The sequence below is a fragment of the Streptomyces sp. H39-S7 genome, from assembly GCF_027158205.1.
Taxonomy (GTDB): Bacteria; Actinomycetota; Actinomycetes; order Streptomycetales; family Streptomycetaceae; genus Actinacidiphila.
This window is the reverse complement of sequence record NZ_JAPVLU010000011.1, coordinates 79,989-95,663: the sequence shown is the minus strand read 5'-3', so window position 1 is coordinate 95,663 and position 15,675 is coordinate 79,989. Positions and strand designations below refer to the sequence as shown.

The 15,675-nt window shown below is 67.9% G+C and carries 8 protein-coding genes; 3 read left to right on the top strand and 5 right to left on the bottom strand.

Annotated features, from left to right (window positions below; all coding sequences use genetic code 11):
• The first annotated feature begins 233 nt into the window (after positions 1–233).
• Together O3X23_RS12785 and O3X23_RS12780 are read left to right on the top strand one after the other, a co-directional pair.
• Positions 234–3,374 carry a hypothetical protein gene (locus tag O3X23_RS12785; protein WP_269271440.1) on the top strand — a complete coding sequence of 1,047 codons (3,141 nt, stop codon included), beginning with the start codon at positions 234–236 and terminating at the stop codon, positions 3,372–3,374.
• Between the two features lie 245 nt (positions 3,375–3,619).
• Positions 3,620–4,684: a hypothetical protein gene (locus O3X23_RS12780; protein ID WP_269271439.1), complete on the top strand. Its 1,065-nt coding sequence runs from the start codon at positions 3,620–3,622 to the stop codon at positions 4,682–4,684.
• A gap of 179 nt (positions 4,685–4,863) precedes the next feature.
• On the opposite strand, the gene O3X23_RS12775 is transcribed toward O3X23_RS12780, so the two are convergent.
• Complete coding sequence (locus O3X23_RS12775) at positions 4,864–7,086, bottom strand: hypothetical protein (protein ID WP_269271438.1); 2,223 nt, start codon at positions 7,084–7,086, stop codon at positions 4,864–4,866.
• Between the two features lie 562 nt (positions 7,087–7,648).
• The gene (locus O3X23_RS12770) at positions 7,649–8,773 is read right to left on the bottom strand and encodes a TniQ family protein (protein WP_269271437.1); all 1,125 of its coding nucleotides are present in this window, start codon (positions 8,771–8,773) and stop codon (positions 7,649–7,651) included.
• Positions 8,774–8,814: 41 nt separating this feature from the next.
• Between O3X23_RS12770 and O3X23_RS12765 the strand changes: the two genes are divergently transcribed.
• Positions 8,815–11,370 (top strand): DEAD/DEAH box helicase, encoded by a 2,556-nt coding sequence (locus O3X23_RS12765; protein ID WP_331283905.1) that lies wholly within the window; start codon positions 8,815–8,817, stop codon positions 11,368–11,370.
• Between the two features lie 41 nt (positions 11,371–11,411).
• On the opposite strand, the gene O3X23_RS12760 is transcribed toward O3X23_RS12765, so the two are convergent.
• From O3X23_RS12760 to O3X23_RS12750, 3 genes are all read right to left on the bottom strand, one after another.
• The gene (locus O3X23_RS12760; protein WP_269271436.1) at positions 11,412–12,455 is read right to left on the bottom strand and encodes an ATP-binding protein; all 1,044 of its coding nucleotides are present in this window, start codon (positions 12,453–12,455) and stop codon (positions 11,412–11,414) included.
• Positions 12,433–14,811 (bottom strand): hypothetical protein, encoded by a 2,379-nt coding sequence (locus O3X23_RS12755; RefSeq protein ID WP_269271435.1) that lies wholly within the window; start codon positions 14,809–14,811, stop codon positions 12,433–12,435. The genes O3X23_RS12760 and O3X23_RS12755 overlap by 23 nt, the downstream gene beginning before the upstream one ends.
• A gap of 77 nt (positions 14,812–14,888) precedes the next feature.
• Positions 14,889–15,650: a TnsA-like heteromeric transposase endonuclease subunit gene (locus O3X23_RS12750; protein ID WP_269271434.1), complete on the bottom strand. Its 762-nt coding sequence runs from the start codon at positions 15,648–15,650 to the stop codon at positions 14,889–14,891.
• Positions 15,651–15,675: the final 25 nt, after the last annotated feature.

The following is a 15,675-nucleotide window of genomic DNA, read 5'->3' as shown; positions in this document are numbered from 1 at the left end:
GAGCAGGTCGACCCCCCATTGTCGTCATATTGACGAGAATAGGGGTGGGGTGGCACTCTGAACCCGCGGCGTGTCGGCGCCGCGCCCCGTGCGAGTCACCTCTTCTGGCGGCAACCGTGAACCACTCACACGCTCAGCCCTACGAACATCAGCTGCAAGCGGCCATGGCGCAGATCAGGCCCTGGGGAGCCGTAGCCATCGTCGGGGCAGGCATGTCCTTCGCCGGATATCCCATGACCGCCGGACTCAACCCCTTGCTCTGGCAGGCCCTGGATGCGTGCCCGCCCGCACTGAACGCGACAGCCCACGCCACCGGTCAGCCACCCGCACCGGCCAAAGACCTGATCGGTAACGACCGGGACAGACTGAGCCACGGCTACCAGCAACTGCGCCTGCACCCCGATGCCCGCACTTCCTTCCAGTACGGATTCCAGGCACTCGACCGACAGCGCCGGCCCTCACCCGCACACCAGGCCATGGCACGCCTGATGCACCAGGGCCTGATCGAGCTCACCGTCTCCTTCAACTGGGACACCGCCATTGAACGCGCATGGGGTTCCCAGTACGGCACCCCACTGCCGGCTGCCGCAGCCCAGTTCGTCAAACCCCACGGGGACGCCGCCCATCCCGGGGCCCCATGGATCCTGCCCGACGAGCCAGGCTTCGTCCCATCCGACCTTGCCGAGCGGGTACGCGCCATGCTCACCGAACGCCCCCGCGTCCTGCTCATCGTCGGCTACTCCGAAAGCGATGAGGACGTCGTCACCCAATTGACCGGCCCCATGGGGCAGCACTGGCCCGTCGTGCGCATCGGCCCCTTCGCCACCGGACCACTCGCCGTCACCGCCACGGCCGACGACGCCCTGCCCGACCTCGCATCCCAACTGGTCCCCGAGCCCGAATTGCCCGGCTGGCGCTGGGTCGACTACACCATCCAGCGAGACCTGGGGGCCGCCCTGCGCGGCTACCGGCTCACCTCCCAGGACACCGAAGCCTGCCCGCAAACCCCCGAAGCCGACGATGTGGCCCAGCGGCTGACCGTCGCCAACCTGGCCCGCCTCCAAGCCCCCAGCGGATGCGGCAAGTCCCTCACCGCCTTCCAGGCCGCACGCCAGCTCAACCACGACGGCTGGGAAGTCGTCGAACTCGCCGAGGCCGCAGTCGCCACCCGCGCGACCGTTCAAGCCCTCGCCCACTCGCGCTATCCCACCGTGGCTGTCATCGACGACGCACAAGCCCTGCGTCCCGAGGTCCACACCGATCTGGAACGCCTTGCCTCCAGCCGACTGAAGATCCTGCTCGTCCACACCGACGACGAGAACACCCCCTCGACGGACCCGGCCACCGTGCACCTGCTGCCCGCCCGGGCTGTTCGGCTCCTGGCGGACCACGTCAGCGCCCACCAAAACGACCTCCTACCCGTTCTCTCCCAGCTGGACGACCGCCTAGGCCACAAGCCCTTCACCACCCCCATCGACGAACGGCTCACCCAAGCACGCCACGCCACCCGCCCATGGCAGTTCATGTTCGTCCTGACCGGAGGGGAACGCCGCGCCGCAGAGGAAGTCGCTTTCCTGCGCGAACACCAGCGAGCAGACCTCCTGCTCGCGGTCCTCAGCGCGCAGCAACTCCTTTCCCTCGACGCCGGCATCGACGAGGCGACACTGCTCGCCCTGGCCGCCGAGAATCTCGACCGTTCCCCACGATGGGCCCACGACGCGCTGACCGCCGTCACCGGACGCCGCCTTACACTGCCCGGTGAACGCATTCGCACCACCCACCAACGTTTCGCCGCATACGCACTGCGTGCCGTCCTCACCGCGGACCCCCAGCCCGACGAACAGCTCCTGCAACACCTCCGCAAGCAGCTGACCGATCCGACCACAGCCCTCCAAGGCATCCACTGGCTGCTGGATGACCTTCGTCAAGTCGACCAGCTCCGGCACAGACGACCCCAAGCGCTCATGAACGAGACAACGACTCGAACCTTGGTGGAACGCTGCATCCACGCACCCCGCGAGGAACGAGCGACAGCAGCGATGGTCCTGTGGAACATCACCTGGTGGGGAGAACAAGCCTGCACCCAGGTGCTGGCCTACGACAGCACCATCGCTCGTTGGATCAACGAGGCCACCTCAGCTGAGGCCTATGCGCTGCGCTGGGCCGCCAGCGCACTGCGCTCCCACACCGGCGACAGCGGCAGCTGGGCCAGCACCGCAGGACAGATCACGCCTCGTGAGTTCGCCCACCGCCTGAGCGCCGACTTCACGGCCGGATCCGCCTTCTCCTGGGCCGAGCTGGTGGGCGAGCTGTGGCAGGTAGTGCCCCAGGTGTGGAAGGAGCAATGCGTGCAGGCGCTGGACCGCGCACCCTTGCTGGCCGCGGCCCACGACCTCGACGAATACTCCCTCCACGGCTACACCGAATTCGCGATGTGGTGCGCCGCAGCGGACACCAAGCTGTACTTCGAGATGATGGGCGAGGCCGTTCCAGCCATCAGCCGCGCGCTGACCGCGGCACCGGGGCCGGCCGTCAATGACCTGTTCGAGTTCTTCTTGGCGACCTTCTGGGGCGAGGAGCCCCAGCCCTTGGAGGGGGCCCGGCGTGGGTTCGTCGAAGAGGCCACGATCCTTGTGCAGCGCATCATTGCCGCGACCTCGTGGGAAACCGCAGCTGATGCGGTGAGCAACGGCGACCTGCGCTCATGGGAGAGCCTCGATCTACTAGCCCACTGGCTCCACAGTCACGACCCCGCCGCGTACGCCACGTTCACCGACCACATCGCTCTCACCGCCCTGGATACCCGCACCAAAGGGCTCTGGCATAACATGGCGGAACTTCGATCCATCACGCAGGCCCTCAGCTGCGGCACCACCCGAGAACCGGGCCGCAGCTGGATCACCGCCCACGCAGACGACATCACCACCATGCCGAGTTGGGCCATCGCGATCGCCCCGGAAGCTGCAGTGACCGTCGGTCAGCGCGGTGGAACGCTCTCCTTGGACCTGTCCGGCGGGGCGCACTGGGACTGGGCGGCCGACGCCATCCAATCCCTTGCCGCAACGAACAGGCCTGTAGCTGTGGAACTGCTGCGCCGCAGCCGTCCAGACCTCACCAGCGCACTGGCGAAGGACAGCTTCCACGCTGCCATCGGCTTGACGGAGTTCCTCAACGTGGCGGACGCTTGCGCCCCCGAGACCCTCGACGCCGCCCTCGAGGCCCTCGACCCGACCCAGGCCAGCGACTCTTGGTCGGCAATGCTGGACGGCACAGATGAGCAGCGCATCGCTGCAGCGACACTGATCAGCCGAACCGCACGCGTTACCGGCCCCATGGGAGAGCAAGCTCGACAACTGCAATCGCACCTCCCGTAAGGCGGTCGCCTTCGCCCGGCGAAGCCGACGCATGACTGGTTCCGCTGCGCCGCTGCGCAGTGCTGGATTCCTCAACGGCAGACGGCATAGCCCGCGAGCACGATGGGCCCCGTACCGCGTCACCCGACCCTGCTGGTGCCTTCGGGCCCCGCTCCGTGGCACCAGCGTGAGGAGGTGCGCGCGATGACATCCCACCGCCCGGCACCGCTTGGCGGGCCCTACCGCGACACGGTTAGGGTTTCGCCATGATCGCTGAGGCTGTGCTGCGCGGATACATCCTGGAAGAAGTCCTGGCATGGCTGCTGCGGTCCAGTGGGTACGAAGTCCTCACCGCACGGGACGATCAGGAGAAGGTGCCGTGGAAAGTGCTGGAGGAACGCAACCACGGCCTGGTAGTGCGCGGCCGTGGAGCGTGGCATCAGGCAGACACGCTGGGGCAGTTCCGGTATGTCCCGCCCTTCTCGCTGCCGGTACGCCTGTTCGTCGAGGGGAAGTTCACGCACCCCAAGGTCGGACTCTCCACCGTCCGCAACGGCCACGGAGTCGTGCACGACGTGAACGAAAATGTCATTACCACCGTGGCGACGAGCTCAGGCCCGCGTCGGCCAAGGACCCGCTACCGCTACAGCTACGCGATCTTCTCGACCTCCGGATTCACCCAGGATGCCCAAGAGTTCGCGCTCGCCCACCAGCTGTCCCTGGTGGACCTGTCGGTCCCGGACTTCAAGAAGCTACGGAATTTGGTGAGGACGGCAGCAAAGGATGTCCACGCCGCGATGAAGGCGTTGCCGGCGGCCGACATCCCTGCCACCAACGAGATTCGGAACTATCTGCGGCGGCCACTTCTCGACTTGTGGGAGGAACCGGTCGTCTCCCACCCCTCGCTCACCATTCCTCTCGACGTCCTGGCAGAAAGCCTGCAAAGCCGCTCCACCCTGGGACTGATCCTGGCTTTTCCCGCCGCACCGTTCGTCCTCGGCCTAGCCTCCGACGACCTGTACGCCTTCGTCAACTACGCGCTCGAGCACCCGACACACCTGGTCCGCCTGCGCCGACTCAGGCAGTCGGCACCCCACCATGTGTGGGAAATCCGCGCCCTGGACGCCCCGGACGCTTACAGGCTGACCTTCGGCCTGCCACAACAGGTGGAGGCATGGATCCTCGACCAGAATGCTGGTGCGCCCTCTCGCACCCGCTGGGTGAAAGAAAGCATTCTTTCCGCCATGACCCTGTACTGGATGAACGGCGACCACGCCCATACCTTCCAGCTCCGGTACGAGGCATCCCAATTCCTGGAAGGACTCGGATGACAACTATTGGGCAGACGCCGGCTCCGCCATGTGTGGACAACCGCCCAAATGGCGGGGTCCACGATGCGTTCGAGGTGGCGGCCCCACGTGGGGCAGCGGGCTGGTGCTCTGGGCGGACTGCGCTGACCGATGCATGAGTGGCAGCTGGTTGCTGTACTACGGGCTCAAGGGCGCCGGCCTCACGTTTGCTCCTGACGAGCTGGGGGAGCGTTGAATAGGGCCTGGTATCTGCGGAGTTCATCATCCGTCAGTTCCGGGTCGCCGCTGATGGCGTGCACGGTGGTGTCCCAATCCCGGTACCCGTCGGTACGAGGCGTGAGCAGCACACCCACCGACGTGAGATGTGCGAGATCCGTACTCTCACCGCGTTCGTGATGGCGTAGCTGGAGCCAGGCGGAGAACGCGGTGCGGGTGCGGTCGTTCAAGGCAGAGCAGACGGCGAAGCCGAGCTGGTCTTGATTGGGGCCAGCGCCAAAGGTACGCATCCGCCACGCTGTGTTGCCTGCTTCGGTCTCGGCGACTGTCGCCAAGGCGTCGAGCAGCAACCGGCCCAGATCGGAGCGGTACCCGACAGGCAGACTGTCCAAAGAAGCCAGCGTCCGCTGCCAGGTCTGCCACTCGCCGGGATTCATCGGGCTGGTGGCCACGTCCTCGAGCAGGATACGGACCATGGTGTGGGCTTCGTCATCGTCGCTGCCAGCTGGGGCTGCGGGCAGGAGGGGCACGCTGTGCGGCTGTCCGCCGCGCCGTGTCCAGGACGGGTCGACCTCTCCTGGCACCGCCTCGGCATCCGCGGCCGCGAGCTCGTAGTAGCGCTCCGGCTCGCCGCCCAGCTTGGGCGCCGATACTCCGACACGGTGCAGATAGGCGACGACGGCGTAGGTGGAACGCAGCTGGTTGAACAAGAACTCCCAGTCCCGCCGCAGCAGGGCGATCACCGGAATACTGCCGTGGTGCGCGGCAACAGCCAGGCCCTGCGGGGGATCGGGATGCTCGATAATAATGACACCGACCCAGTCGATGGTGGGGCTGTTGATGTGGACGCTGCGTCCCCGTCCATTGACCATTTGCACGTCCCCGGCTTTCAGCCGGCGCACAGTGCCATGGATCTGCCTGCCCGCTGCCGTCAGCTGTTTGGAGACCCAGGACGTCTCTCGCTCTGCCGTGCCGGGTTCGCCTTCACGGGCCTTGATCTGTACGACGACACCGCAGTCACCGACCACCAACAGTCCGTCGCTGATCTCCCTCACGCCGCGTCCTTTGCGTTCCACGCTCGGGGCCATCACAAAGTCGGGCAGGCCCCAGGTCGCGGCAGCGTCCTGAACGGCTATCTCCGCAGCTGTGCCCCGCCGGTCATGAGCGCGCAAGGGCGTCGCGTGCGGAACGACCCGCTCGTACACCCCGCTTGGCGTGCTGACCATCAGCGTGAGAGCGTCGGAATCCAAGACCCGTCCCAGGCCGATTTCCGATGAGGCCAGCGCCGCCAGTTGCTCGGCAGACCAGTTTCGGGACGAGCGTGCTGCCTCGACCCACGTGCTGTTAGCGTCGGCTCGATCGGCAGATAGCACCTGCCTGCTACCCGGCACTTGGCGGGAGAGCCAGGCGAACGAGACGGCGAACCGGGTGACCGCCTCGATCACCAGTTCCAGTCGCTGCTCGAAGGTGTCCTCATTGCCTGCCGGGTTGAATCCTTCGGTGAAGCACAAGTCGATGTAGGTGTCTGCCAGCGCGTGCACGGCGCATCCCTTGTGGTAAGAGCTCAGCTGGTAGTGGGCCAGGGCACGCTCGTCCTTGCCGAGTGCACAGGGTGCTGCCGCGTGCAGGCTCTCGAGCACGGCAGGCTCCGCGGCATTAATCTGTGGGTCGCCTGGGGTCGCCCAGGCACCCATCGCCGCTCCTGAATCCAGGGCGAGGTTCCACTGCGTCAGATGGGACAGCCCTCGGCGTATCCGGTCGATGACCTCGTCGTCGTCGGTGTTCTGGAACGGCTGGCAATCCTCCACCATCGCCACGTGAGAGCGCAGGGTGCCGTCCATGCAGGATTCGGCCAGCAATGCCCGGAAACCGTCTAGGGAATCGGCGACCGGAAAGAATCGGGGATACTCCGTCCTGCGCGGACGGTGCAGCACGCTGAACGATTCAACCGACTCCGTCACCAGCGAGTCCAGACACGCCCACAGCTCCTCTACACACTCATGGAAGAGCCCGGTCAGTTCCGCCTGCCCGCCGGGCGGCCACGCCAGCCAGGCACCGATGACTCCAGACCCATCCGCATGCGTGACCACGCTCTCCTCGACAAGGCCACCCTCAAGAAGCGTGCTCCACGACGACGCCATCATCGTCTCCGCCTGACGTGCGTTGCGCAGGTGCTGCCATGCCTGTGGGTAGTACTCCTTGATCACAGCATCAACGCTATCGGTGGGTACTGACACTGCCCGGCAACGAGCTACGGCCCGCGGGTGGTGCTGCCTGCATGGCGAGCCGGGCCCCTGGGGGTTTACGCAAGCGAAAAATCAGAGACCGTCAGGAAAGAGCCGCACGTGCCACCACCGCTCCCTGGCGGCGACATGCTTCTGCATCCCGCACGAACTGGGCGGCCTCGCCAGCGGTCCTTTGGGCACTTCCCGGCGGAAGTACCAGGCCATGCGTGCCGGGGGCAGATATGGTCAACAGTTCGGCCATGACATCCAAAATCGCGGGCTTGCCGGTGAAGCCCTTCTACGCCCGTTCTGCGGGCTGGCGGCTAATGGCCTCGGCACGCCTCAAATATTCGTCCGCGCGCCGGTTCGACGTCCGAATTGCCTCAACGTGCCGTTCGTTCAGGGCTTCGATCCCCCCTCTCCGGACCTCAGCCAGGGCAGGGGAGACTTCTTCGAGGAGGGCCAGCGAGGCGGCTGAGGACAGCCGTGCCGGAGCCCGGTCACCGCCGGGTGCGAGGTGACCCGGCTCCGCCAGCGACACCGATCAGGCTTGGCCGACCATCGACCACAGAAACGCCGGATCCAGCTCGGGTGGATCCTCGCCGAAGCGCCAGGGCATACAGGTCAGCTCTTCCAGATGGGCGTCTGTCACCGGTGCCCCGTGCGGATACGTAGCGGGCAGGCGCCGGTACCGCCCTCGGGAGGGGCGCCGGTTCGCCTGCTCCAGGTCACTGCCCGGCGCTCGCCCTCCGGTCGGCGCGCTGTGCTGTGCTGCCCACTGGGACAGGGGCAGAACAGCGTGCGACGACGGCATCTGCCAGTCCTCCAGCCGGCCCCGCAGGCTGTTCAGCCAGCCATCATCGTCGGCATCGGTCCACGAGCCGCGCATCCGGCGCCGTTCGCGGGCCGCCAAAGCCCTGGCGAGGTCCGCCACTTCGGGGTAGGCGACCAGTGCCGCTGCCCGCAGGTCACCACCCCCGCCTGCCTGCAGGCGCGCCTGTCGCTGCCCCCATACCGGCGGGGACAGATGGGGCAGGTTCCACCACAGCGCGGCGATGTGCAGGGCGTCCGCGAACAGCACACGGCCCCCGCCGCCCAGACGCCGCTCAAGCAGCATCCGACCCCGGTGGGCCTCCATCACCTCGGGCACCGCCCGCAGGCACAGCCAGGTCTTGCCTCCTTCGCGCAGGTTGTCGAGCCAGCGGCCGTGGCGGGCGCAGACCCGCCACCGGGTCGTCGAGACCAGATACACCTCGTGCGGCATGCGCAGGGATGCGGTGCACAACTCGCAGGCCCGCACCAGGAACACCCCGCGGGCCTGCCACTGCGGCCACGTCCACCGCGGGCCGCCATCATCGGGCAGCAGGCGGTGCGCGCCCAGACTCGGCAGCGTGTGCTGCAGGACGTCCCGACTGTGGCCCGACACGTCCGCCAACCGTTCCAGTGCGGCTGCGTTGAGGTAGAGCTCGGTGAACTGCGGCTCCATCGCTACGGTGCCGGCTCCGACCACGTCCAGCAACTCGCCGCAGGACATGCCGTGCGCGGCGGCCAGCCGGGACACAAACGAGCCGGTCGACTCCTGCGCGATCAGACGAACCCTGCGGGGATGCGCCGCCACCGGCTTCCAGACCCTGCCGCGGGTACCGGCCTTCTTCGCGACCTTCACCATGGTGCCCGCTCCTTCGTCAACCCGTCTGCGCACTACGTGCCATGCGCAAGAGCCGCCGTAGAACGAAGATCATGCCGGGTCCGGGCTCAACTGCCCTGCGCTCAGGCGGCGATCCGTCCGGCATATCTGGTTCTGACCGCCAAGGAGGCGGTTCCTGCATAGGGTCCAGGATCATAACGCGCTGCGTGCTGGGCGCCGCGAGGCAGATCCTAAGGAATCGTGTGGCTGCTACTCCTCCCGCTCTACGGCCGCATCAGATCGCAGCGGTCCATGCTGCCGTGGCCGCGTTCGAAGCCGGAGAGCGCCGCGCCACCGTGGTGTCAGCGTGCGGAACGGGCAAGACCCGCACCGCTGCGGAGACCGCGCAGCGGCTGGCTGCGAACGGGGCGGTTCTGGTAGCCGTGCCCACCTTGGACCTGCTGACCCAGACGATCCAGCGCTGGCGCCAAGCAGGCCGCCGCGGGCCGGCCCTGGGCATCTCCTCACTGCAGCAGCACCGCAGCGGCCTGACCCGGGACGAGGCCGTGATGAGCAACGAACCCGCCCACGTGGCCGAGATCAGCCGCAGCAGTGCCGGACCGTTCACCGTCTTCGTGACCTATGCCTCCCTGCGCGTCATCCGCCAGGCCCACCACCAGCACGACCTGCCGGCCTGGGACCTGATCGTGATCGACGAAGCGCACCGCACCTGCATGAAGCTGGGGCAGGGCTGGGGCACCATCCACGACGACACCGCCCTGCCCGCCAAACTGCGCCTCTACCTCACCGCCACCCCCCGCATCTGGAACACCCCCGCAGCCTTGAGCACCTTCGCCGACCTGGCGGAGGCCGCACCCACCGCCACCATGGACCGCCTCGACATCTACGGTCCCACCGTCTACCGCCTGGGGCTGGCCGACGCCATCGAACGCGGCATCCTCGCTGACTACCGGGTGGTGATGCCCATCGTCCGCGACCACGACCTGCGCTCCATCCTGACCGCGAAACCAGCCGACAGCGCCCACCACAACGGGCTGCGCGCCGCTGCCCTGCAGGTCGCCGTCCTGCGCGCGATCAGCGAGCACGACCTGCGGCGCGTCCTGGTCTTCCACAACCGCGTCGCCGCCGCAAACGCGTTTGCCGCCTCGCTGCCCGCCACCGCCGCCCAGGCCGTCGGCGACCTGCACATCCCCGACCTGTGGTCGAACTGCGTCTACGGCGCGCAGCCGGCCACCCAGCGCCGCCGGCTAATGGCAGCGTTCGGTGGGGCCGGCCCGCAGGCGGTGCTCAGTAACGTCCGCGTCCTCAACGAAGGCGTCGATATCCCCACGATCGATGCTGTGGTCTTCGCGGCCGCCCGCAAGAGCGTCATCGACGCCATCCAGGCCATCGGCCGGGCCCTGCGCCAAGCCCCGGGCGCCGGCAAGAAGGCGACCTTGGTGGTGCCGGTGTTCCTGCCCGACGGGGCAACCGCCCACCAGGCGCTGCAGCAGTCGCAATTCTCCGGCCTGTGGTCGATCCTGCAGGCCCTGCGCGCCCACGACGACACCTACCTCGACCGTGTCGCCATGCCCCACAGCAGCGGACCCTCCGGGCGCCCGGCCCGCAGCACCTACTACAACGCTCCCGAGCGCGCCCTGGAGATCGCCCTGGCCCTCGGCCTGGAAGTCACGCTGCCCCCCACCGGCGCCTGGGACGAGGCCCTGCCCGCCGCCACCGCCTACCACCACACCCTGGGGCACCTCGACGTGCCCGCCGACTACCGCGACACCGAAGGCTTCGCCCTGGGGGAGTGGGTCAGCAATCAGCGGCTGCGCCACATCGCAGGCCGCCTCGAAGATTCCCACCGCACGGCGCTCGACGCGCTCGGCATGCTCTGGACCACCCCGCAGGGCGACTTCGCCCGCATGCTGGTCCACGCTCGGGCCTATGCCGCCCGGCACGGCCACCTCGGCGCCGCACAGCACGAAGAGATCGGGGGACACCGCATCGGCATCTGGCTGGGGGAGTGCCGGCGAAAGGCCCGCGCCGGACAACTGGACGCGGCCCACGACGAGATCCTGCGCAGTATCGACCCGTGGTGGGACCCGCCCTTCCCGGTCACCTGGCGCCGCACCTACGCCACCGCCACCGCGTACGTGGCCGTCCACGGCACCGGCCACGTCCCCAACGCGTACAAAACCAGCGACGGCACCCCGCTGGGACAGTGGCTCAACCGCCAGCGCAACCACTTCCACACCCTGCACCCCGCGCAGGCCCAACTGCTCCTGAGCATCCACATCGGACCTAACGCGGAAAGTCTCTACCGCGGCGAAGTCGGCACGGACCGGCGCGACGAATTCCGTACATACTTCTGCGCCGCGGCCAACTACCTCGCGCGGGAGGGCAACCTCAACGTTCCCCGCCGGCACCACGAGCCCAGTTGGGGCGAGCAGCTGATCAACCTTGGAGCCTGGATTCACAAAGTCCGCAAGGCTCCTGAAAAGCTCACCGATGAGGAGCGGCGGGCCCTGGAGGGCCTGTACATGGTGTGGGACCCGAAACTCAGCCGCACCGGCTCGTCCAGCGGCCGCCCACCCGCGCACCCCGAGCCCGGGCAAGACAGCCCCCGCCGATAACGCCCGTGCCCTTGCGGATAGCTCCTAGCGGTAGGCGCGGATCAGATGGCGATGGTGCGACCCACGGCGAGGGTGTCCAGCAGCTGTTCGGTGATGCGTTCCTCCTGCGTCAAGATGGCCCGCTGCGCGGCCTGACAGATCAGTTGTGACAGCGCCCGCAGATACCCCTTGCTGCGCAGGTGCAAGACCGGGGCCAGCCGGGTGAGGTCACCGGGCTCGTGGTGGTGCAGCCGAAGGTCCTTGTCGAACTTGTTGACGATGCGGCGGAACTTGTCGCGGCCGGTATCGTCGTAGCCCAGCCGGCTGGTGCACAGCACCGGATGATCGCCCCACGGGTCCTCGTTGTCCTCCAGTTTCGTGGCCCGGTCGCGGGTCATCGGGTCCACGATGGAACGGCTGTTGCGCCCGCAGTACACGAACGTGGCACCGGTCTCGTCGCTGATGTGTTCGAGGAATGCGAAGGTCTGCTGGACATCAGCGCCGGGCTGCAGCCGCTCCATGCCATCAATGAGGACCAGTTGGGTCCGGCAGTGCTTCATCACGTGGCAGATCGACTTGGTCGGGTCGCTGCCCCCGTCCCGCTCCAGACCCAGGAAGTAGGCGAACGCCGCAGCCCAGTTGCGCGCTCCGCCCCGGCCCTGGGCCGGCACGCTGAGCGCGATGACCGGGATGCGGTCCTCGTCCCGCTCGTAGAGCTCGTTCAGTCGCATCTCGTAGTGCCGGCCGATGTACTGCATCAACATGGTCTTGCCGGTGTTCTTGGGCCCGTCGATGATGACGCCGATGCGGCCCGTTTCCCGCCGGGCGTTAGCCTGCAGCTGGGTCCGCACCACGAGCAGGGCCTGGTTGATGGCCGGGGTGGCCACCGGGCGCATGCTGCCGTGGAACAGCAGCCGCGGATCGTCATCGGTGACCGGCAGGCCAAGCGGTGCGCAGTCCGCCAGGTCGGGTGGGTCCAGGACCCGGTCGCAGGAGGCCCGCCAGTTGGGCAGCGTGTCACGCCACTCCGGTTCCGGCGGGCGGCGCCGGGCCGGGCCCTCGACGAGGTCACGGACTACCTCGTCATCGATTTTGCGGCGGCTCATGTCCATCCTTCAGGTCATCGTCGGGTAGGTCGAACCGTTCGGCAGCTGACCCTGCCCCGCTACCAGCGACGCCGGGCAGCAGCAGATCGTCCGTCAGCGTCACCCCGTCCTCTTCCAGGGGAGGCAGCCCGGCGAAGTAGTCGGCCTTGAACGTGTCCATGGCCTCCTGCGTCCAGACCTGCTCACCATGCTGGGCCGCCGGGGAGAACAGCAGCGGATCGTGTCCGTGGCCGCCGCGCCGGGCCAGGTCGGCGGGCCCAGGCAGCGTGTACATGCCGGTGGCGGCCACATCCAGTTCGCTCAGCGGCAGGTCCGTGCCGCCCGGCAGGCTGGCGTATGGATCGAAGGGCGTGCCGGGTGCGGCAGCGGGCAGGACCGGGCCCCAGCCGTCCGGCACGGGCGCCGTCGCGGTCTCGTCCGGCCCTCGCCCGGCCCGCTCCAACAGCTCCGTCAACGCCTGCGCGATGGCCCCGTCGTCGTCCTTGCGACCCCCACGATCGACATGCTCAGCGGTGGCGATATCCCATAGGTACTGCGTCCACGGCGCACCAATGAGGTGCTGGTGGCGGAACATCGCGTCCACCCACCGGTTCTTGTGGTGGTCGTAGAGCCATACCTGTTCCGGTGTGTAGGGGTTGTAGCGTAGCTCCCAGCCGCCCCGCCGTTTTCCGCCCAGCCCCGACCGTTGGTGTCGGTAGTTGTTGAGTTCACCGCGCGGGTTCTCGTACACCCGGTTCCTGAACGTGATGCCCTCATCGCGCACCCCCACCCACGCGGTGGGCAGCAGCCGCAGATAGTCCTCCCGTCCCAGCGGCACCGGCAGGTACCCGGCCGCCTGTACACAGGCGCTGTACATCTGGTTCGGGCTCAGCGGCGGCAGATTCGGGTCGTAGGGGTTGCGGAGCTCGTCGTGTGGATGGTTCTGCCACTCCAGAGCGATCCATTCCTGGACCATGTCGTCGAGTTTGGTGAGGTTCCACAGCCTTTCGCCGTCGAGGGTGCGGCCGCGGTGACTGATGTCGCTGCCGGTGTAGGTGTTCACGAACTGGCTGAACATCGATTTCACCGCGCCGAAGGTCCGCTCGACGATCGCCTTGTCGGTGGGGGTGCGCCGACGGGCCGAACGCACCGAGATCCCCATGTACTGACAGGCGTCTGCGAAGGCCTTCCCGGCGAACACCGACCCGTGGTCGATGACGATGATGTCCGGGATGATGATGGGACGGGCCGCGGCCTGCGCCATCCGCGGGTCGGCTTCCAGTAGATCCTCATAGGGCAGATCGGAGACGCTGGCATGCGCCAGCGGGCTGAAGCCCGGCCGCATCGGGGCCGGCACGAGCCCCTGGGCGAGCAGTAAGCACGCGTCGACGGCCTTGGTGGCCCGTCCGGTGCTGCGGCGGGCGGCGATCAGCGCGTTGCTGTGCTGGCGGATCTTGCGACCCCGGGCGGTCTTGGCCCGCACGACCGCCGCGATCAGCGTGCGGGTGCACACGTCGACCATTGCGGTCAGTTCCGCCGAGGTGGGCTGGCCGTCATCGCCCAGCACCTTCACGTCCAGGTCGGTGGAGTCGATTTGCACCAGTTCACCGGGGGCCAGCGCGGTGCTCACGCCGAACGGCGGATCCGGCCGGTTCGTGCGGTCCAACCGGCGGCGGACGGGGGAGCGCAGATCCTTGACCTTGATGTCCAGCCGCTCCAGCAGCGTGTACAGCGTGGAGTCGGCCGGTACCTTCACCTGCTCCCCGCACGTGGAACGCACCGCCCGCCGCAGCAGACGAAACAGCCCCCGAGCGGTGATCGTGGACTGGCGGGCCCGGTGCTCGACCAGCGCCAGCAAGGTGTCCACCACCCGCGGATCGGTGCGCCCGTGCGGCGATGGCGCCGGCACACGCCGCTTGTCGACCAAACCCCAGATCCCCTGCTGCCGGTACAGCAACCTTTTGCGTTGCACGGTGTGCCACGACACTGCGAGGTCCAGGACCGCATTGAGCTCCTCGGCCTTGGCCTTGTACCGCTCGATCAGCGTGAACTGCTCGGGTGCATAGCCCGGCCGCGGCACACTGCCCTGCGGCCGCCCGGGCAGGACCCCGGTGTCGATCTCGACGATGTGCCGTTCCCACAACCGTGCTTCGACAGCGGCGTCGGGACTGACGCCCTGCAGCAGGGACCAGTCGGGCAGGACCAGGTGGGTCAGGGGCTGGCCGTCCGGGTCCAGGACGGCGAAGTCGTCAGCGGCGGCCAGCGCAGCCAGCGGCGCCGCCACCGGAAGCAGGCCGCTGCCCGGCCGCGGCTGCAGTTGCACCGTGACCCCGTCCAGGCTCGCGACCGTGTAGAGCTCGCCTCGCCAGCGGATCATGTCGCCCGAGGCGAGCACGCCATGATGCGCACGGGTGGCCGCAGGTAGTGCCGAGGGCTGCTCTGTGGGGGTCCGATTCACTGAGCGCTCATAAGAGAATAGGGCTGGAAGGTCGCAGCCGGCGCGGTACGGTCCGAGCGCTGCAACAGTGCGCCAGGCCCCAACGGCAGGCTCCAGTCCATCGACAGATCGCCCCGCCACAGCATGTGAAACAGGCGCGGCAGGGCGAGCAGCCGCGGCACCCCGCAGGCCCGGACGATGTCGCCGAGCGGCCTCGGTGCGGTGACGGCCTGCCACAAGGCCCGTTCCACGGCACGATCGCTGTTGCGGGGCTGCCGATATCGCGAGACCCACCGCAAATTGCTCTGCGCCATCGGGCCGGGGACCCGCGGTTCCCCCAACTGCCAGCCCGCTTCCTGACAGGCCTGCTGCAGTACCTCGCGCTGGTCGTGCCAGCGCTTGCTGGGGCCGGCGGCTGGAGGGCAGTGCACCACAACGGTGGCACCTGTGGCCGTGCGGACGAAGAAGTCCGGAACCAACGTGCGTACCCGGCCTCGTTCCCGCCACTCCAACTGCGCTGCCCACGCGGTGAAGTCCACGACTGCGGGGTTGAAATCCAACAGCATGGCCACCGACAGCCGATCCAACGACCGGCAGCCCACCAGCTCATGAGTGGTAGCCGACCACCACAACGTCGCGATGCTGCGTTCGGAAGGGTGCCGCCCTGGCGTCCATACCGGCTGGCGTTGCGTCAGCGGGGTCTGTCCCGCGTGAGCTGCCGGTATCTTCCGAGTCCTGCCGGACGCGTCCAGATGCACCACCTGCAGGTCCCTGACCACCCATCACCTTTTCGTAGCCCGCCGG

Excerpts from the sequence above, each read along its gene's own strand:
- O3X23_RS12780 (WP_269271439.1), top strand. The coding sequence starts at position 3,620 with ATGATCGCTGAGGCTGTGCTGCGCGGATACATCCTGGAAGAAGTCCTG.
- O3X23_RS12760 (WP_269271436.1), bottom strand. The coding sequence starts at position 12,455 with ATGAGCCGCCGCAAAATCGATGACGAGGTAGTCCGTGACCTCGTCGAG.
- O3X23_RS12785 (WP_269271440.1), top strand. The coding sequence starts at position 234 with ATGACCGCCGGACTCAACCCCTTGCTCTGGCAGGCCCTGGATGCGTGC.
- O3X23_RS12755 (WP_269271435.1), bottom strand. The coding sequence starts at position 14,811 with ATGATCCGCTGGCGAGGCGAGCTCTACACGGTCGCGAGCCTGGACGGG.
- O3X23_RS12770 (WP_269271437.1), bottom strand. The coding sequence starts at position 8,773 with ATGGTGAAGGTCGCGAAGAAGGCCGGTACCCGCGGCAGGGTCTGGAAG.
- O3X23_RS12765 (WP_331283905.1), top strand. The coding sequence starts at position 8,815 with ATGCGCAAGAGCCGCCGTAGAACGAAGATCATGCCGGGTCCGGGCTCA.